Genomic DNA, 17,961 nt, shown 5'->3' with positions numbered 1-17,961 from the left:
ATGCCCAACCTTTTTTATTCCTAACTCTGTTTAGTTTCATCCAGCAATTTAATGAGGGCATCATAATCATCACGCAGGCGATAAAGTTCATCAGCTATATTAAGAGCTGTGAGGACAGCTACTTTTTTGGGTGATAAGTAGGGGTTCTTTTGACATAACTGCCTCATTTTCTGATCAACCAGTGAGGCTACCTTTTCGATGTGGTAGGTATCTGCCGAACCTTTGATGACATATTCGTCATCGAAGATTCTTACATTCACCTTATTGATCTTATCTTTTGATTTCATGGTATTAGACCTCCTAGGAAGAGTCTTATCTCTTTTTCGTGAATAATGGCGAAAGTCCTGCTTAAGCACAAAAAGAAATGAAAAAAGTGGAGAGAATCTCCACTTGAATCTGCTGATGAAGGTACTTGCTCATTTTATCTCCGTAAATCGGCACCAAGCTCGCAGGCTAGAGCCGCCTCGATTTCCCGGTGCAGTTTGTTCACTTCTTCATCGGTTAAAGTACGGTCCTCCGCCTGCCAGGTCAGGGAGAAGGCCAGGCTCTTATACCCTTCCCGAATTTGTTGTCCCCGGTAAACATCGAAAAGGCTGATATTATTGAGGAGTGTCTTACCCGTATCTTTAATCACCCCTAATACCTGCCCGGCCTCAACGGCTTCCGGTACTACGATGGCTAAATCCCGTGTAACCACAGGGAACCTGGGTACGGGCCGGTAACGGACCTCTTCGCTTACCAGCCCGGTCAGCTCATCCAGGTATAAGGAAAAGACGGCTGCTCTTTGCTCTATGCCATACTTTTCTAAGACCAAAGGATGAACTTCCCCGATAAAACCTACTTCCTTTCCGTCAACGCTAATACGGGCACAGCGTCCCGGGTGCAGGCTAGGGTTATCTTCGCTTTTAACAAAGGAGACATGCGGTAAACCTAAGCTGATAAAAATATTTTCCGCCACACCCTTTAAGAAGAAAAAATCATAGTTTTCTTCACCATAGGCCCAGGTCTTTTCTTTTTTCCCGGTACTGATTGCCCCCAGTACCCATTTCTCCTGGGGCAGCTTTCTTTCTCCGGGAAAACCGGAGGATAGATAGACTTTACCCAGTTCAAAGAGTTTCAGGTTTTTATTCCGTTTATTAATGTTTCTTTTTACAGTTTCCAGTAAGCCGGGTAAAATGGTAGTCCGCATAATACCCTGTTCTTCGGAAAGGGGATTACTGACGACAACTGTTTGCCGCAATTCATGATCAGATGGCAAATACAGCCAGTCCAGGTGGCGGGGGTTAATAAAACTATAGGTAATCACTTCAAAGAGCCCCTGGCCTACCATGATCTCACTAATCCTGTCATGCAGTCTTTGTTCAGCATTCTTAGCACCCTGTGTCGTGGCCCCATAGGGAAGGGTAGTAGGAATCTTGTCATACCCATTAAGCCGCGCAATTTCCTCAATGAGATCTATTTCCAGTTCCAAATCTCTGCGATAGGAAGGTGTAAAGACATGCCAGCCTTCCAGGTCTTTTTCCAAAATGGTGATATTCAGAGCCTTAAGGATTTTTTCAACCTCAGTTTGACCAAGGTCAGTACCCAAAATACTGTTTACCCTTTCTAAACGAAGTCTGATAGGGTACCTTTCTTCAGGCTGGGGATAACAGTCTACCTGCCCTGCCACGGGTACACCTGCACCTAATTGTGCCATCAATTGGCAGGCCCTATCCGCAGCCAAGGAAGCCTGTTCCAGATCCACACCTTTTTCAAAGCGCAGCGAAGCTTCCGACCTTAAGGCCAAAGCATTAGATGTTCTGCGGATGCTGGGGCCGTGGAAATAAGCTGACTCCAGGAGGATGGTTTTCGTTTGGGCTGTCACTTCTGACTCCAGTCCACCCATGACACCGGCAATACCCACCGGCTTATGGGCGTCGGCAATAATCAGCATCTCGGGAGTGAGCTCCCGCTTTTGCCCGTCCAAAGTGGTTATTTCCTCACCGGCAGCAGCCCGTCGTACAATGATGGTTTTATCCGCAAGGCAGTCATAATCAAAGGCATGTAAGGGCTGCCCCATCTCCATCATGACATAGTTGGTAATATCTACAATATTATTGATGGGTCTGACCCCGGCAGCTAAAAGGCGCTGCTTAAGCCAGAGAGGAGATTCTTTGATTTGCACATGCTCAATGACCCTGCCAACGTATCTTTTACATAGATCTTGATCCTGTATATTTATCTTAATAAGGGCTTCACAAGCCTGGCTTGTCCCAGATTTTTCTATCTCCGGAAGTTTCAGCCTTCCGCCCGTAAGTGCGGCAACTTCCCGGGCCACATTGATCATACTCAGACAGTCGGCACGATTGGGTGTCAGTTCGAGCTCCAAAACAATATCGTCAAGACCCAGAAGGGGAACGATGTCTGCGCCCACAGGACATTCTTCTGTAAGAACGAGGATGCCGTCCCGTTGTTCGGGAGGGAATTTATCGGCGTCCATACCCAATTCCTCAGCGGAACACAACATACCCTCGGATTCCAGACCTCTAAAAACAGCCCGTTCGATTTTTTTCTCTGGCAGGACAGCTCCCGGTACAGCTACGGGAACCTTCTGTCCAGTCTTAACATTAGGAGCCCCTGTGACAATAGTCAGGACAGCATCACCCACAGAAACTTTACAGACTGAGAGTTTATCTGCCTGGGGATGGGGATAAATCTCCTGGATGAGTCCTACTTTTACTCCCCGGACACCTTTGTTAAGATACTCTATCCCTTCCACAGCCACACCGGACATGGTCATTACTTCAGCCAATTCTTCGGGTTTTAGATTAATATCTACCAGCTCATTTAGCCATTTCCAAGAAACACGCATGCCAAAACCTCCTAAAACTGACGTAAAAAACGGACATCATTTTCAAACAAGTGACGCATATCATCAAGACCGTACTTTAACATGGTGATTCTTTCCACACCCATACCGAAAGCAAAGCCCGTTACCTCTTCGGGGTCATATCCGCCCATCTCCAGCACCCGGGGATGGACCATGCCCGACCCCAGTATTTCCAGCCAGCCCGTCTGCTTACAAACCCTGCAGCCCGCTCCTTTGCACATAACGCAGGAGATATCTACTTCCGCACTGGGTTCTGTGAAAGGGAAGAAACTTGGCCGCAGACGAATCTGCTGTTCAGGACCGAACATTTGCCGGGCAAAATTGAGCAGGGTTCCCTTCAAATCACTGAAGCGAATATTTTTATCAATGACCAACCCTTCTACCTGGTGAAACATCGGCGAATGGGTGGCATCATCGTCCCGCCGGTACACTTTTCCCGGTACAATGATTTTCACGGGAACATAGGGTCTCGTCTTTTCCATGGTACGGGCCTGCACGGGTGATGTATGGGTACGCAGCAGAACTTCAGGGGTAATATAAAAGGAATCCTGCATATCCCGGGCCGGATGGTCTTTAGGAATATTCAAGGCTTCAAAGTTGTAATAATCCAGTTCAATTTCAGGGCCTTCCTCAATGGTAAAGCCCATACCGATAAAAATATTTTTGATTTCCTGCAAAACAAGATGCAGGGGATGTCTTCTCCCAAGATCGGGGGCAATGCCGGGCAGCGTCACATCAATACTTTCGGCCCTTAATTTCTTTTCCAGTTCCTTTACCTTAATTTTCTCACTGTAGAGAGACAGGCTGTTTTCCAGGCTGTCTCTAATTTCATTGGCCAACTGCCCGATAAGCGGTCTTTCTTCGGCCGGGAGCTGTCCCATCCCTCTAAGGACCTGGGTTAATTCTCCTTTTTTACCCAGGTATTTGATTCTCACTTCATTTAATTGATCCATGGTAAGACATTTTTGCAGGTCTTCTTCTGCCTGTTTTTTGATTAGCCGCAACTGTTCTTGCATTGATGTCCCTCCTTGACACACAGTCTCTAATGAACTTAATAATATAAAAGCTTCCGCCCCCCCAAGGGACGAAAGCTTATCTTCCGCGGTACCACCCAAATTAATCCAGCATACTGGATTCACTTAAAGAACCTGTAACGGAGGCTCACCGGCTAGATCTACTTATCTTCTTCAACCCAGCAACTCCCGGGCGAAACCTTTCTCGCCAGCTTAATGGGGTTTTCAATCAAGCCCCCACTCCCTGTGTAAGCCAACTTAACGGCTCCCGCTCATCGTTATTACTGCACCAGCATTTTTTTATACAGTAAATAAAACATGACCGAACCTGTAGACTCGAACAATCTCCAGAAAAATTCCGTGGTAGAAAACAATGTTCCCACCCTTTCAGGTCACTGTCTACTGGCAATTATATCACACATTTCCAGAGGGGACAAGTTTTACAGCCTGTAAGCCATTTGCCTCACTGCCTCGTAAAGTAATATTCCCGCAGCTACGGCTACATTCAGAGATTCGGCCTCTCCCCAGAGGGGGATCCTTACCAGTTCATGGACTTCCGAGAGGTTCACCGTCTGAAGCCCCTGGCCCTCATTCCCCAGGATAAACGCTACCCGGGGGGAGTACGTGACGGCATAGTGATTTTTAACGGCAGACAAGTCTCCGGCAACTGTTTGAAAATGGTTTTCCTGACACCATTGATGGACCTGTGACCATTTTAAGTCAGTAACCACCGGTACCTGAAATATACCGCCCATTGTAGCGCGAATAGTTTTACTATTATAAGGATCCACCGTTCCCGTGAGACAAAGGATACCATCTACCCCCACGGCCCATGCTGTGCGGATAATGGTACCCAGATTTCCCGGGTCTTGCAGGCCGTCAATAATCAAAACCATGCTCTGGTCTCCAAGCTTTAGTTGCCAAAGGCCATTACTCTCTTTATTAACCACAGCCACTATTCCCTGGGGTGACTCGGTATCGGCCAAACTCGCCAGGATTTCCGGAGTTACCTGGTATAAGGGAGTTCCCGTTTTGCTTATTTTTTTTAACAGTTCCAATCCCCGTGGGGTTTTACCGAGATTAGGGTCATAGAAAACCTTTCCCAGGCTCCCCCGCTTCCGGGCTTCCTCCACCAGGCGTATACCTTCGATCAAATACTGGTTCTCCGCTTCCCGGTACTTTTTTTGTTGCAGTTTGCGGGTTTCTTTTATTAACGTATTCTGGAGAGACGTGATTTGTCCCAAAACCATCACCTAACCTGCTGTAATTTTGCCAGAGAATTCCTGTTACCAATAGCTACCAGAAGATCTCGCTCCTGCAATTGCAAACTGGCCTCAGGGGTAACGATGATCTCGGTGCCCCTTTTTACGGCGACAACGCTAATACCAAACCTTTTCCCCAGGTTTAATTCCCGGAGGTTCTTTCCCACAAATGATTCAGGCGTTATCATTTCCAGTATACTATATTCCGGTGACAACTCCAAAAAATCCAGGACATTTTTCGTCACAATACTGTGCGCTAACCTGACCCCCATATCCTCTTCGGGATAAATAATCTTATCCGCCCCGATTTTCAAAAGCACTTTACCATGGAGACTGCTTTGGGCCCTGGCAATCACCTGTTTTACGCCCATTTCCTTCAACATCACCGTCACCAGTATATTGGCCTGTATATCGTGTTCGCCTATAGCCACTATTACTGTATCAAAATTTCGTAAGCCCAGGGCTTTCAGGGCTTCTTCCTCCATGGCATCAATCTGTACCGCGTGGGTTACGAAGCTGGCTATAGCATTTACTCTTTCTTCATTATAATCGATGGCTAATACCTCATATCCCCTTTCAGCCAAGCCCTTAGCCACATTGGCGCCGAAACGGCCTAAACCGATTACTGCGAACTGCTTCATACAAACCTCCTAACCCACAATGATTTTTTCCTCAGGCATCCGGATGGTCGTCTTCGTTTTCCTCAGGACAATAGCATAAGCTACAGTCATCGGACCTACCCTGCCCGTAAACATCATCAAAGTAAGCAGCAGTTTACCGGCGGGCGTTAATTGTGAAGTAATACCTGTTGATAAACCTACGGTAGCAAAAGCTGATACCGTTTCGAAGAGGACTGGTTCCAACGGTTTGTTTTCTATGGCTAAGAGCATAATAGCCACAACAATCACTAACAACACTCCCACCACCATCACAGACAAAGATTTGAAAATCGTATCGGTGGGCAGTCGCCTGTTAAAGACGGGGGTATCTTCCCGTCCTAAAATCCTGTAATACACGGTTAAAACAATGGTAATAAATGTAGTGGTTTTAATACCGCCTCCTGTTGATCCTGGTGAAGCACCGATAAACATGAGAATCATCATGAGAAATAAAGTAGGGGATCTTAGTTGGCCAATCATCACACTGTTAAAACCGGCTGTCCGGGGTACTACCCCTTGAAACAAAGACGCCAACAGCCGTTCGTGGAAAGGAAGATTTTTTAGCGTATCAGGATTCTCCTTTTCCAGCACGTACACACCAGCGGCCCCCACTACCAGTAAACATGCAGTTACGACCAGGACCAGTTTGGTGTGCAGGGAATACTCCCGCCATTTAAAGCCGTTATTGTAAATATCGGCAATAACAGTGAAGCCTAACCCCCCTGTAATAATCAAAAACATAATGACCAGATTAACCAACCAGTCTCCTCTAAACCTGACCATACTGGTGGTAAACAAATCAAAACCTGCATTGTTAAAGGCGGAGATAGCATGAAACAAACCGTAATAAAGTGCTTGACCCCAACCGTAAAGGGGCGCCCAGTACAGGGTCAGGACAAGGGCGGCCAGGCCTTCGGTCAAAAAGGTAAAAATGATGATGTATTTTGTTAGCTTAACCACACCTTCCAGGTCTACTTTGTTTAAGGCTTCCTGCATAATCAATCGCTCCCGCAGATTGATTCTTTTTCCCAGAGCCAAAGCAAAAAGGGTAGTTATGGTCATAAACCCCAGTCCGCCGATTTGTATCATAAATAAGATAACCAGCTGTCCAAAAAGGTTAAAATATGTACCCGTATCCACAACCACCAGCCCTGTAACAGCTGTAGCGGACGTCGCAGTAAAAAGTGCATCGATCAGGGATAAACCGATACCACTCCGGCTGGCTAAAGGCAGTGCCAGCAGTATTGTGCCTGTACCAATAATGAAAATAAAACCCAGTGAAATAATTTGCGGCGGCGTCAATTCCAGTGTCTTGTTTTTCATAACATCAACCTTTTCTGTGGTGCTTCTCTATGGTTTATTCAATAGTTTATCTAAATTGGTCAGGAAGTATTAAACAAATAAAGCTCCTGTCCTAATGGATGGACAGAAGCCTTATTTGTTTATTTTTATAAATTTTCCTTAGCTACGGCTACCAGCTTGTTGAAAGCATTCAGGTCATTGACAGCCATATCGGCCAGGATTTTTCTGTTAATTTCTATTCCGGCTTTTTTCAAACCGTTGATAAACCGGCTGTAAGACATGCCGCTCATACGGGTAGCTGCATTAATCCTGGCGATCCACAGTTTGCGGAAATCGCCTTTACGCTTCCTGCGGTGGGCATAAGCATAGGCCAGAGCTTTCATGACCTGTTCATGGGCTGGCCTGTACAGCTTAGACTTGGCCCCACGGTAACCTTTAGCCAATTTTAAAATCTTTTTATGTCTACGACGGGTGGTAAAACCACCTTTTACCCTTGGCATATTCTAAACCTCCTTGTGTTTGCGCAATTTTTACTTGTAAGGGATTAGTTTTATCACTCTCTGGGCGTCGGCAGCGCTCATAATGGCTGCTTTTCTCAGATTGCGCTTTCTTTTTGCACTCTTTTTGGTCAGGATATGACTTTTAAAAGCATGATTTCTTTTAATTTTACCTGTACCAGTAACTTTAAAACGCTTGGCTGCCCCACGATGGGTTTTCATTTTTGGCATGGATCAAGGTCCTCCTCTCTGTTAGTTCTGTTTCGGCGACAAGATCATTGTCATGTTTTTGCCTTCTAGTTTGGGGTCCTTTTCTACATTAGCCAGATCTTTGACATAAGCTGCCACACGTAAGAGCAATTCTCTGCCCAGCTCTGGATGAGAGAGTTCTCTGCCCCTAAACATAATGGTAACCTTTACTTTATCTCCATCTTCAAGGAAGCGTACCGCATTTCTCGCTTTTACCTCAAAGTCATGGTCTTCAATATTAGGACGAAGTTTGACTTCTTTCACATTGATGACATGCTGTTTTTTGCGGGCTTCTCGCTCACGCTTACTCTGTTCATACTTGTATTTACCATAGTCCATGATTTTGCAGACCGGTGGCTTGGCATTAGGCGCCACCTCCACCAGGTCCAAACCGCTTTCAGCCGCAATCCGGAGAGCTTCTCTGGGGGACATGATGCCCAATTGTTCGCCGGTGTCGCTTACTAAGCGAACTTCTTTCGTTCTTATCTCCTCATTAACCCGCAGTTCTTCTTTACTAATAATTCTCCACCTCCAAATTTAATTAACACAAAAAAGGCGAATGCATACACATCCGCCTCAATAAAATCAATACCCAAAGACTCTATTGGTAACCTTACGTACACCTGGTAGTAAGGTGAGAAGCGGACGGCCTCTGCTTAAAGATATATTGTAATTCTTAAACATTATATCAGCTCTTGGTGGGTAATGTCAAGAGTTAGACTCTGGTGGCAATTTCCTGAATAAGGTCTTTCTTAAATGTTTCATAATCCACGGTCCCCTGGTCACCCTGACCTCTTTTCCGGACGGCCACCGTGTTATTTTCCATCTCCTTATCTCCCACTACCAGCATATACGGTACTTTTTCCAGTTGGGCTTCTCTAATCTTGTAACCGATTTTCTCGTTACGGTCATCCAGTTCAACCCGGACATTAGCCTTAAAGAGATCGTCCGCCAATTTTTTGGCATAAAGGGCATGACGTTCCGTAATGGGTAAGACCTTGACCTGGACAGGCGCCAGCCACGTTGGGAAAGCGCCGGCATAATGCTCCGTTAAAATACCGATAAACCGTTCAATACTGCCAAAAGCGGTGCGGTGAACCATAACAGGGCGGTGTTTTTGTCCATCCTCACCTACATAAGTGAGAGCAAACTTTTCCGGGAGCTGGAAGTCCAACTGGATGGTGCCGCACTGCCAGGTGCGACCGATGGAGTCCCGCAAATGGAAATCGATCTTAGGACCATAAAAGGCCCCGTCACCGGGATTTATTTTATAAGACATCCCCTTTTCTTTTAAGGCCTGTTCTAAAGCATGAGTGGCGATCTCCCACATTTCATCAGAGCCCATGGCCTTTTCAGGCTTGGTCGATAACTCAACATGATACTGGAAGCCAAAAAGCCGGTAAATGGTATCAACCAGATCAATAACCCCTTTTACTTCACTGGTAATCTGGCTGGGGAGCATGAAGATATGGGCATCATCCTGGGTAAAGCTGCGCACCCTCATGAGGCCATGTAAAGCGCCGGACAATTCATGACGATGCACTAAACCCAATTCTCCCATACGGATGGGAAAATCCCGGTAACTGTGCAAATCGGAATTATAGATGAGCATGGCCCCGGGACAGTTCATAGGCTTAATGGCAAAATCCTCTTCATCAATCACTGTTGTATACATATTTTCTTTATAGTGATACCAGTGCCCCGAACGTTCCCACAACTGGCGGGTTAAAATGATGGGTGTCTTTACCTCTTGATAACCCCACTTGCGGTGTAATTCCCGCCAGTAGTTTTCCAGTTCATTACGGATAACCATTCCTTTGGGGAAGAAGAAGGGAAACCCGGGTCCCTCATCCATGATGGCAAAGAGTTTTAATTCCTGGCCCAGTTTACGGTGGTCGCGCTTTTTAGCCTCTTCGATTCTGAAGAGATATTCGTCGAGCTCGGCCTTTTTGGCAAAAGAAGTACCGTAAATCCTCTGCAGCATCTTATTCTTTTCACTACCCCGCCAGTAAGCTCCGGCCAGGCTTAATAGTTTAAGAGCCTTGATTTTACCGGTACTGGATACGTGGGGACCGGCACAAAGGTCCACAAAATCTCCCTGTTTATACAGGGTAATAGGGGTGTCCTCCGGTAAATCCTGAATCAATTCAACCTTATATTTTTCACCTTTATCCTCAAACAACTTGATGGCTTCTTCCCTGCTGATCTCCTGTCTTTCCAGAGGTAAATCTTCTTTGACGATGTTCTCCATTTCTTTCTCAATCTTGGCCAGGTCATCGGGCGTAAAGGTATGCTCCGAGTCAAAATCGTAATAAAAACCATCGGCAATGGCGGGACCAATACCCAGCTTGGTTCCGGGGAAAAGTCGCTGTACGGCCTGGGCTAAGATGTGCGATGAGGTATGACGGAAAGCGTTCTTAGCTTCCACATCTTCAAAGGTCAATATCTCCAGTGTCCCATCTTCTTCTACTTTGTAAGACAGGTCAACGACACTGTTGTTAAATTTCCCTACCAGGGCATTCCTGGCCAACCCTTTACTGATGTCCTCGGCAATTTCACCGATGCTTATTCCCGCCTGGTATTCCCGGACTGAACCGTCTTTTAGTGTAACTTTTACCATTTTATCTTCCCTCCCAAGATATATTTGTGGACATTCCTGTCCTCAGAGAACTACCTTCACTTCAGCAGGTGTGTCCCCTTTCCTTTTAAAAAATCGAGTAAAGTAAAGCCGAAGTAATTTGCTTCGGCTTTATCCTTCTCACAGAATCGTACGTACGGGCCTCGTATACGGCTCCTGGGTTCTTTCAACCCATCGGCTCAGTAAACATGCCGGACGAACAATAAAACCCCGTCCCATACAGGGACGAGGTTAACCCGCGGTTCCACCCTTTTAGAAGAAGGTCTTCTTCCACTCTTTACCCGTTAACGCCGGACTACGTTTTCTCCTACTGCATAGTTTCGGAGAAAAAGCTCACAGGTGGTCTTTCGAAAACCTTCCTGGCGGTACTTGCAGCCTGGGGTACCACCTCTCTGGAGGAGACATTGCCGAAAGTTGTCCTGTTCACAGCTGTTATCATGATATTATTAAATTGTCACTGTAATAATGGTAATTATAATTTAGCTATTTAACCATGTCAATATTTATAGTTAGCGGATAAAGACGGCCAGCAGCCCTTGAGCAATGCCGATAATAAAACCTAAAATCCCACCAATTATCTCAATGTGTTTTAATTCTTCTTTAGCCAGCCTGGTAACCATCTCTTCCAGCTTGTTTAAATCCAGGGCCAAAATTTTATCTTCCACAATCTGCTTGATTTCTCTGGCAATATCCGACTCATCCTTAATAATATTCTGCAAGTTATCAAAAAAACTTATTACCTCCGCCCGGAAAGATTTACCGATGTATTCCAGGGTAGCAATCTTGATGTTTCTGGGTATAAAAGGAGGGATTTTCATCAGTACCCTTTCCTGGACATGACTGGCTACTTTACCGGCAATCCGCTCTTTAATTTCCGGGCGGGCAAGGCTTAAAGCAATATCGTTTCCCGTAAGTAAATCGGTACTGACAACATCACCGATAGCTACGGCAATATCCCTTTGTCGTTTGGGAATAAGTCCCTGGATTTTCCAGCCTATCAGAGGAACAACATAAGCCCGCCGAGGGCGAAAAAGCAGTTTAAGGGCTGCCACATTGGTCAGCCAGCCAATTAAAGCGCCAACCATTCCCATCAATAATATGAAGGCTATCTCTTTCATTTTTTCACCCGTGAAAAAAGTTTTCCCTGACAAAATAACAGAGATTCGGAAAATAAGCAAGTCTACAAATAATAGTAAAGACATGGAGCCCTCCGGTACTGCCCTTTACACTAAAATTGGTAAGCATCAAAATTAAAATCGAGTAAGGTAAAGCCGAAGTAATTTGCTTCGGCTTTATCCTTCTCACAGAACCGTACGTACGGGCCTCGTATACAGCTCCTGGGTTTCGTTCAACCCATCGGCTCAGTAAACATGCCGGACGAACAATAAATCTCCAGGCTGTTCCTGGAGATTCTATCCATATATATTGGCAACTGGACACTGATCAAAGGTCACAGGCGCAACGCACCTCTATTTTCTTCTCAAGAAAGGCGGGATATAGAGTTCATCGGGGAATGGTTTTACATCCATACCCATGAGAGGCTCCTGCTGTTTATGCTTTTGGTCAAAGCCCGTGGCAATAACGGTGACCCTTACTTCTTCCTTCATATTCTCATCAATAACGGCTCCGAAGATGATGTTAGCCTCAGGGTCAGCCGCCTGGGCAATAATTTCCGCGGCTTCATTAACTTCAAATAAACCTAAGCCGGGTCCACCTGTGATATTTAAGAGCACGCCCCGGGCACCCTCAATGGAAGTTTCCAAAAGGGGACTGGATATGGCGGCCCTGGCCGCAACAGCAGCACGGTTCTCGCCGGAAGAACTCCCGATACCCATAAGCGCGGTACCTGTCTCCTGCATGATGGTTTTCACATCGGCAAAGTCCAAGTTGATCAATCCTGGAACGGCAATAAGGTCAGAGATACCCTGCACACCCTGCCGCAGGACGTCATCGGCAATACGGAAGGCATCATTAATCGAGGTGTTCTTGTCCACCACCTGGAGCAGCTTTTCGTTGGGGATGACAATTAAGGTATCCACTTTGGCCTTGAGATTAGCAGTGCCTGTCTCTGCCTGACTGGAACGTTTACGTCCCTCAAAGGCAAAGGGCTTTGTTACTACGCCTACCGTTAAGGCTCCCATCTCTTTGGCGATTTGGGCCACAATGGGAGCCGCCCCCGTACCGGTGCCCCCTCCCATTCCAGCCGTAACAAAAACCATATCGGCACCTTTTAAGGCTGCCACTATCTCATCACGGCTTTCCTCGGCCGCTTTTTGTCCAATTTCCGGGTTTGCACCAGCCCCCAGCCCTCTGGTAAGCTTGGTACCGATTTGGATTTTATGTTCTGCTTTAGACAGATACAAGGCCTGGGCGTCAGTGTTGACAGCAATAAATTCTACACCTTTTAGGCCGCTTTCAATCATGCGGTTAACGGCATTGCTTCCTCCTCCACCCACACCGATTACTTTTATTTGCGCAAACTGGTGAATATCCATCTCGAACTCTAGCATCAGACCTTTTCCCCTTTCTTATATCTGCAACTCTCGTTAGTTTAACACATAATCATGAGTATCTTAATGTTTATTCCACAAGTAAAGGAATTTTCCCTTTTTTTAGGACATGATTTTTTATTTTTTTCTTTTGATTACGGGTGCAGTGTTATAACGTAAATCAATGTATTCTACTGTCTGGTTGTTAATAATGGCTCCGTTCTGTAAGAGCAGTTCCTCGATGATTTTTACCTTTCTTTCCATCTCTTCGGGTTCGCCGAAACGAATTTCCACACCCTGCAAGGTTTTAAGGGTAATGGTCTGGGGGGATGGAGCAATAATTTCCGTAACGTTTTCCTTTAATACTTTGTCCATCATTTGGATGAGACGGAGGGCTGCACTTAATCCTGGCTTCGAAAGCCGTGATCCGGGTCCTAAGTTGTTTTCCAAGGGAACACCGCTCACCACCGGCAGGTGCAGGTCCTTAAAATCCTGTACCTTTTTTATGTAAACACCTTCATCATCTATCTGGAGAAAGCCATCGGGACTGACCACAAGGGCAATAGGTGTCCTTTCTGTTATCTGAAGCAGCAAAGTACTGGGAAGCCGTCGCTTGACCTCAACTTTCTTAACACTGGGAAGCATCTGAATCTTATTGCTAACTGCCTTGGTATCTATCTTAAAAAGGTTGACACCTGGGGCCAACCCACTTTGCTCTACGATTGTCTCTTTAGAAACAGCATTGTTCCCTCTTACCTCTATTTGCTGCAAAGCATAAAAAGCTGAATTCAAAAAGTAATAGCCAGATAAAATGGCCAAAAATAATAAAAAAAGCCACAAACCTAAAACGGGCGCGGCGTTTCTTTTTTTCCTACGCGGATGACCTTGGTTGTGAGGATGTAAAACTTGTCTCACTTTGTCCTCTCCTACCTCTGGATGATTCGACATTATTATAGCAAAAAGTCCCTACTTGTCCAAGGTATGGTTAAAAGAGAAAAGGCAAAGCCTTTATCCCTCTTCTTCACTTTTCTTTCCGGTTGTGGGGTCCCTTGCTGTCACCGTTTACTCTCAGGATTTGAGCCCCTAACCCCCTTAGTTTGAATTCAAACCTTTCATATCCCCTGTCTATATGGTAAACCTTTTCCAAAACTGTGGCACCATGGGCAGCCAGACCGGCAATCACCAGGGCAGCCCCTGCACGCAGGTCTGATGCTTCCACATGGGCTCCTGTCAACCGTTGCACACCTTTGACAATGGCAATCCTGCTTTCCACGTGGATGTCAGCACCCATACGACGCAGTTCATCAACATGTTTAAAACGGTTTTCAAAAATGGTTTCGGAAACGATACTGGTGCCTTCCGAAATGGCCATCAAAGCCATGATCTGCGCCTGCATATCGGTGGGAAAACCGGGATAGGGCATTGTTTTATAATCCACACCCCTGGTAGGACCTTGATAAAAGACCCGGACGCAATCGCCCTTTTCTTCTATCCCCACACCTGCTTCTTTCAGCTTGGCAATGACAGCTTCAATATGCTCGGGAATTACGTTTTCAAGGCAAACATCTCCGCGGCTGATGGCTGCGGCTACCATAAAAGTTCCCGCTTCGATACGGTCCGGTATAATGGTATGTTCGGTAGAACCTAATTCTCGAACTCCTTGAATCTTGATGATGTCTGTGCCGGCACCTCTGATTTTAGCTCCCATACCGTTTAGAAAATTTTGCAGGTCCACAATTTCCGGTTCCCTGGCAGCGTTTCTTATGATCGTGACACCATCAGCTAAAACTGCAGCCATCATGAGATTCTCCGTAGCCCCTACGCTGGGAAAATCCAAGTAGATCTCGCTTCCCGTGAGTTTAGTGACCTGGGCCTCGATATAGCCATACTTTTCGGTTACTTTAGCGCCCATGATTTTCATTCCCCGCAAATGCTGGTCCATGGGTCGGGAACCTATGGAGCAGCCGCCCGGATAAGCTAACTTCACCTGCTTAAAACGGGAAAGCAGAGGCCCCATAACCAGATTAGATGCCCGCATCATCCGCGTTAATTTTTCGGGAACTTCCAATGTGCTTATCCGCGAAGCATTCACCACCATAGTATTACCCGTAAATTCTACGTGGGCGCCCAGGCACTCCAGAACCTCTTTCATGACAAAGACATCACTCAGCCTGGGAACTTCATGAATGGTACAAACCCCCTTAGACAGGAGACAGGCGGGTAAGATGGTCAAGACTGCATTTTTGGCACCGCTTACACGCACAGTTCCTGACAACCTGTTCCCGCCGACAATTACATACTTTTCCATTATCTTTCACCCCCAGATGCCTAAATTCCTAAGAAGATCACTTCAGTTTCCAGGGTTATCGAAAATTTTTCCTGAACTGTTCTTTGCACCTCCTCAATTAACTGGATAATATCCGCGGCTTTGGCTTTGCCTAAATTCACAATAAAATTAGCATGTTTTTCCGAAATTTGGGCATCCCCTACGCGCCAGCCCTTAGCCCCCGCAGCCTCAATCAAGCGCCCCGCCGAGTCCCCCGGAGGATTTTTAAACACGCTTCCCGCATTGGGAAGGTGGAGAGGCTGTTTGGCCTCACGTTCCCGCAAATATTTCTCCATAGAGTTTTTCATCTGCCCAGGGTCACCGGGCTGTAAAGTTAAATTCACTTCCACCACAAGTTCTTTTTTATTTTTTAAAATACTGCTCCGGTAATTAAACTTTAGTGCGTCTTTAGCATATATTTTAAACCTTCCCTCTTCAGTGAGCGTGGTTACCCGGGAAACCACCTGACTCAAGGAGGAGCCGTGGGCTCCTGCATTCATGATGACCGCTCCTCCTAAAGTTCCCGGGATACCTGCGGCAAACTCCAGTCCAGCCAGGCTTTTTTTATAAGCCTCCTGAGACAAAAAAGGCAAGGATACACCTGCCCCTGCGGTGACCCGCATCCCATCCCAGACTATTGTTTTTAGCTTTTTTGTTTTGATAACTACACCCTTGAGTCCCCGGTCGGACACCAGCACATTGGAACCGGAACCAAGAAGCGTAACAGGAATCTGGTATGTAGAACTTATTCTCAAAATTACAGCACAGTCCTCCGGTGATTCCGGCAGGCACATGATTTCCGCCGGACCGCCTACACGCCAGGTCGTATGTTTACTTAGGGGTTCATTCATGCGAATCTCAAAATGGCCTGCTTCTTTTAGCTTTTGGTAAAGCTCTCCTGTATCCATCGTTATCTCCTCAAGCTTTTGCTGTCTCTTTTTCCTTCAAGGCCCGGACCAGTTCCTGGCCCACGGTCCAGATGTTCCCCGCTCCCAGGGTTAAGACCAGGTCACCTGGCTGTACAATCTCTAGCAGTCTTTTCGTAATATCATTTTTATCCGCTATGTATTCCAAGGTCTGGTAGGTCTGCGCCCTGATCTGCTCGGCGATAAGCTGAGCGCTGACGCCTGGAATAGGCTTTTCCCCGGCGGGATAGATTTCGTTAAGAATCAGTATATCGGAATCTGTGAAAGCCGTACCGAACTCATGGGCCAAAAGCTGGGTCCGGGTAAAACGATGGGGCTGGAAGACAGCCACCACACGCTTAGGTCTGGTGGTCCTGGCCGCCGCCAAGGTTGCTTTTATTTCCGTGGGATGATGGGCATAGTCATCTACTACCTGAATGTCGTTGACCCGGCCAACATGTTGAAACCGTCTCTGTACCCCGTGGAAAGACTGGAGACCATTCACGATCTCTTGAAAGGTAAGCCCGCAGTTAATACCCACGGCTACTGTCGCTAAGGCATTCAAGACATTATGTTTCCCGGGTACGTTGAGGAATATTTCTCCCAGGGCCTTTCCCTGCTGCAGCACTGTGGCGCTGGTAGTTATCCCATCCAAATTAATATTTACGGCGGTAAAGTGAGCCTCTGGAGTAAACCCGTAGGTAATGATTTGGGTTTCTCCCTTAAGCTGGGGAATCATTTTGGAGAGCACTGGGTCATCGAGGCAAAGTACGGAAAAGCCCTCTTTGGGTGTCCGGATGATAAATTCCCGGAAGGCTTTTTGAATGTTTTCCCGTGTACCGTAGTAATCCAAATGGTCATCTTCCACATTGGTAACCACGGTAATGGTTGGTTTCAGTTTTAAAAAAGAACCATCGGACTCATCCGCTTCGGCCACCAGGTATTTTCCGGTGCCTAATTTGGCATTTCCACCTATATCGTTCAGTTCACCCCCCACCACCACGGTGGGGTCATAACCATTTTTCTCAAATATGAGGGAGATCATGGAAGTCGTTGTTGTTTTTCCATGGGCTCCCGCTACGGCTATGCCTTTTTGCAAATCCATCAGATGTCCCAGCATTTCCGCCCTCTGTATGACTGGGATCCCTAATCGTTGTGCTTTCACCACCTCTGGATTATCTTTGGGTACGGCGGAAGATACCACAACTGTGTCTACTCTTTTGTCTAAATTATTCTCCTGGTGTCCCCGGTAAATAGAGGCACCCATGCTTTCTAACCTTTTAGTGACCTCTGAACTGCTTAAATCAGAACCTGAAACTTTATATCCTAGTTCCAACAAGACCTTAGCTATACCACTCATTCCGGCGCCACCGATGCCAATAAAGTGCATCCATTGCTTATCCGTCACTGGTTTTCATCCCCTTCCGTGTTTCCTTGTGCTGTCTGATAAAAAAGCCGCTTCACGGCTTTCGCTCTCCGCTACCCGCTTCCCGCTACCCGGAAAAATATTTCCCGTACGGGAATTGGGGATAGGGAAAAAGAATAAAAAACGCTTGTGCGGCTTCGTGAACCGTTAACTGTTAACCGTTAAAAAAATAAAACGCCCTACCCACTCGTAGTTTACTATATATGCAGGATCCTAATAAGGTGTTACAGAGGCAGACATTCTTATACCTTAAGCTTGTCCCCCCCTGGAAGTTACTCGCTGCCCGTTACCCGGGCCAGTTACTAGTTACTAGTTATTAGTTACTA

At 46.4% G+C, this 17,961-nt stretch carries 16 protein-coding genes and 3 other annotated features; all 16 genes read right to left on the bottom strand.

Annotated elements, in window-relative coordinates; all coding sequences use genetic code 11:
• Nucleotides 1–20 precede the first annotated feature (20 nt).
• The 16 genes from BR63_RS02420 to murC all read right to left on the bottom strand — a co-directional run bounded on the left by BR63_RS02420 (nucleotide 21) and on the right by murC (nucleotide 17,617).
• A complete protein-coding gene (locus BR63_RS02420; RefSeq protein WP_034422765.1) occupies nucleotides 21–287 on the bottom strand; it encodes a cell division protein ZapA in 267 nt (88 codons plus the stop codon).
• A 134-nt stretch (nucleotides 288–421) separates the two neighbouring features.
• Nucleotides 422–2,851, bottom strand: coding sequence for a phenylalanine--tRNA ligase subunit beta (gene pheT / locus BR63_RS02415; protein WP_034422763.1), 2,430 nt, complete (start codon nucleotides 2,849–2,851; stop codon nucleotides 422–424).
• Between the two features lie 11 nt (nucleotides 2,852–2,862).
• Complete coding sequence (pheS, locus tag BR63_RS02410; protein WP_034422761.1) at nucleotides 2,863–3,885, bottom strand: phenylalanine--tRNA ligase subunit alpha; 1,023 nt, start codon at nucleotides 3,883–3,885, stop codon at nucleotides 2,863–2,865.
• A gap of 61 nt (nucleotides 3,886–3,946) precedes the next feature.
• Nucleotides 3,947–4,167, bottom strand: a binding site (T-box leader).
• Nucleotides 4,168–4,322: 155 nt separating this feature from the next.
• Nucleotides 4,323–5,132, bottom strand: coding sequence for a TrmH family RNA methyltransferase (locus BR63_RS02405; RefSeq protein ID WP_034422759.1), 810 nt, complete (start codon nucleotides 5,130–5,132; stop codon nucleotides 4,323–4,325).
• The gene (locus BR63_RS02400; protein WP_034422757.1) at nucleotides 5,132–5,785 is read right to left on the bottom strand and encodes a potassium channel family protein; all 654 of its coding nucleotides are present in this window, start codon (nucleotides 5,783–5,785) and stop codon (nucleotides 5,132–5,134) included. The genes BR63_RS02405 and BR63_RS02400 overlap by 1 nt, the downstream gene beginning before the upstream one ends.
• A 9-nt stretch (nucleotides 5,786–5,794) precedes the next feature.
• Nucleotides 5,795–7,126, bottom strand: coding sequence for a TrkH family potassium uptake protein (locus tag BR63_RS02395; protein ID WP_034422756.1), 1,332 nt, complete (start codon nucleotides 7,124–7,126; stop codon nucleotides 5,795–5,797).
• 125 nt (nucleotides 7,127–7,251) lie between these two features.
• Nucleotides 7,252–7,605, bottom strand: a complete 354-nt coding sequence (gene rplT / locus BR63_RS02390; protein ID WP_034422754.1) for a 50S ribosomal protein L20 — start codon at nucleotides 7,603–7,605, stop codon at nucleotides 7,252–7,254.
• Between the two features lie 30 nt (nucleotides 7,606–7,635).
• A complete protein-coding gene (rpmI, locus tag BR63_RS02385; RefSeq protein ID WP_034422753.1) occupies nucleotides 7,636–7,833 on the bottom strand; it encodes a 50S ribosomal protein L35 in 198 nt (65 codons plus the stop codon).
• Between the two features lie 21 nt (nucleotides 7,834–7,854).
• The gene (gene infC / locus BR63_RS02380; protein ID WP_051965812.1) at nucleotides 7,855–8,388 is read right to left on the bottom strand and encodes a translation initiation factor IF-3; all 534 of its coding nucleotides are present in this window, start codon (nucleotides 8,386–8,388) and stop codon (nucleotides 7,855–7,857) included.
• Nucleotides 8,389–8,392: 4 nt separating this feature from the next.
• Nucleotides 8,393–8,515, bottom strand: a sequence feature (ribosomal protein L20 leader region).
• A gap of 51 nt (nucleotides 8,516–8,566) precedes the next feature.
• Complete coding sequence (thrS, locus tag BR63_RS02375; RefSeq protein ID WP_034422750.1) at nucleotides 8,567–10,471, bottom strand: threonine--tRNA ligase; 1,905 nt, start codon at nucleotides 10,469–10,471, stop codon at nucleotides 8,567–8,569.
• A 236-nt stretch (nucleotides 10,472–10,707) separates the two neighbouring features.
• Nucleotides 10,708–10,925, bottom strand: a binding site (T-box leader).
• A gap of 73 nt (nucleotides 10,926–10,998) precedes the next feature.
• On the bottom strand, nucleotides 10,999–11,691 hold the full coding sequence (locus tag BR63_RS02370) for a DUF445 domain-containing protein (RefSeq protein ID WP_051965810.1): 693 nt from the start codon (nucleotides 11,689–11,691) through the stop codon (nucleotides 10,999–11,001).
• 267 nt (nucleotides 11,692–11,958) lie between these two features.
• A complete protein-coding gene (ftsZ, locus tag BR63_RS02365) occupies nucleotides 11,959–12,999 on the bottom strand; it encodes a cell division protein FtsZ (protein WP_034422748.1) in 1,041 nt (346 codons plus the stop codon).
• A 117-nt stretch (nucleotides 13,000–13,116) separates the two neighbouring features.
• Entirely contained in the window at nucleotides 13,117–13,893 is a 777-nt protein-coding gene (locus BR63_RS02360; RefSeq protein ID WP_034422746.1) for a cell division protein FtsQ/DivIB, read from the bottom strand.
• Between the two features lie 106 nt (nucleotides 13,894–13,999).
• The gene (gene murA / locus BR63_RS02355) at nucleotides 14,000–15,286 is read right to left on the bottom strand and encodes a UDP-N-acetylglucosamine 1-carboxyvinyltransferase (RefSeq protein ID WP_034422744.1); all 1,287 of its coding nucleotides are present in this window, start codon (nucleotides 15,284–15,286) and stop codon (nucleotides 14,000–14,002) included.
• A 20-nt stretch (nucleotides 15,287–15,306) separates the two neighbouring features.
• Nucleotides 15,307–16,212, bottom strand: coding sequence for a UDP-N-acetylmuramate dehydrogenase (gene murB, locus BR63_RS02350; protein WP_034422742.1), 906 nt, complete (start codon nucleotides 16,210–16,212; stop codon nucleotides 15,307–15,309).
• 10 nt (nucleotides 16,213–16,222) lie between these two features.
• Nucleotides 16,223–17,617 (bottom strand): UDP-N-acetylmuramate--L-alanine ligase, encoded by a 1,395-nt coding sequence (murC, locus tag BR63_RS02345; RefSeq protein ID WP_153802094.1) that lies wholly within the window; start codon nucleotides 17,615–17,617, stop codon nucleotides 16,223–16,225.
• Nucleotides 17,618–17,961: the final 344 nt, after the last annotated feature.

Origin of the sequence: Thermanaerosceptrum fracticalcis (assembly GCF_000746025.2) — a bacterium.
Classification (GTDB): Bacteria; Bacillota; Peptococcia; order DRI-13; family DRI-13; genus Thermanaerosceptrum; species Thermanaerosceptrum fracticalcis.
Note: the sequence above shows the minus strand (reverse complement) of the source record. Positions and strands in the feature narration are given on the sequence as shown.

Bases quoted from the DNA above. Each gene is read 5' to 3' on its own strand.
- BR63_RS02420 (WP_034422765.1), bottom strand. From the start codon at position 287: ATGAAATCAAAAGATAAGATCAATAAGGTGAATGTAAGAATCTTCGAT.
- pheT (WP_034422763.1), bottom strand. From the start codon at position 2,851: ATGCGTGTTTCTTGGAAATGGCTAAATGAGCTGGTAGATATTAATCTA.
- pheS (WP_034422761.1), bottom strand. From the start codon at position 3,885: ATGCAAGAACAGTTGCGGCTAATCAAAAAACAGGCAGAAGAAGACCTG.
- BR63_RS02405 (WP_034422759.1), bottom strand. From the start codon at position 5,132: ATGGTTTTGGGACAAATCACGTCTCTCCAGAATACGTTAATAAAAGAA.
- BR63_RS02400 (WP_034422757.1), bottom strand. From the start codon at position 5,785: ATGAAGCAGTTCGCAGTAATCGGTTTAGGCCGTTTCGGCGCCAATGTG.
- BR63_RS02395 (WP_034422756.1), bottom strand. From the start codon at position 7,126: ATGAAAAACAAGACACTGGAATTGACGCCGCCGCAAATTATTTCACTG.
- rplT (WP_034422754.1), bottom strand. From the start codon at position 7,605: ATGCCAAGGGTAAAAGGTGGTTTTACCACCCGTCGTAGACATAAAAAG.
- rpmI (WP_034422753.1), bottom strand. From the start codon at position 7,833: ATGCCAAAAATGAAAACCCATCGTGGGGCAGCCAAGCGTTTTAAAGTT.
- thrS (WP_034422750.1), bottom strand. From the start codon at position 10,471: ATGGTAAAAGTTACACTAAAAGACGGTTCAGTCCGGGAATACCAGGCG.
- BR63_RS02370 (WP_051965810.1), bottom strand. From the start codon at position 11,691: ATGTCTTTACTATTATTTGTAGACTTGCTTATTTTCCGAATCTCTGTT.
- ftsZ (WP_034422748.1), bottom strand. From the start codon at position 12,999: ATGCTAGAGTTCGAGATGGATATTCACCAGTTTGCGCAAATAAAAGTA.
- murA (WP_034422744.1), bottom strand. From the start codon at position 15,286: ATGGAAAAGTATGTAATTGTCGGCGGGAACAGGTTGTCAGGAACTGTG.
- murB (WP_034422742.1), bottom strand. From the start codon at position 16,212: ATGGATACAGGAGAGCTTTACCAAAAGCTAAAAGAAGCAGGCCATTTT.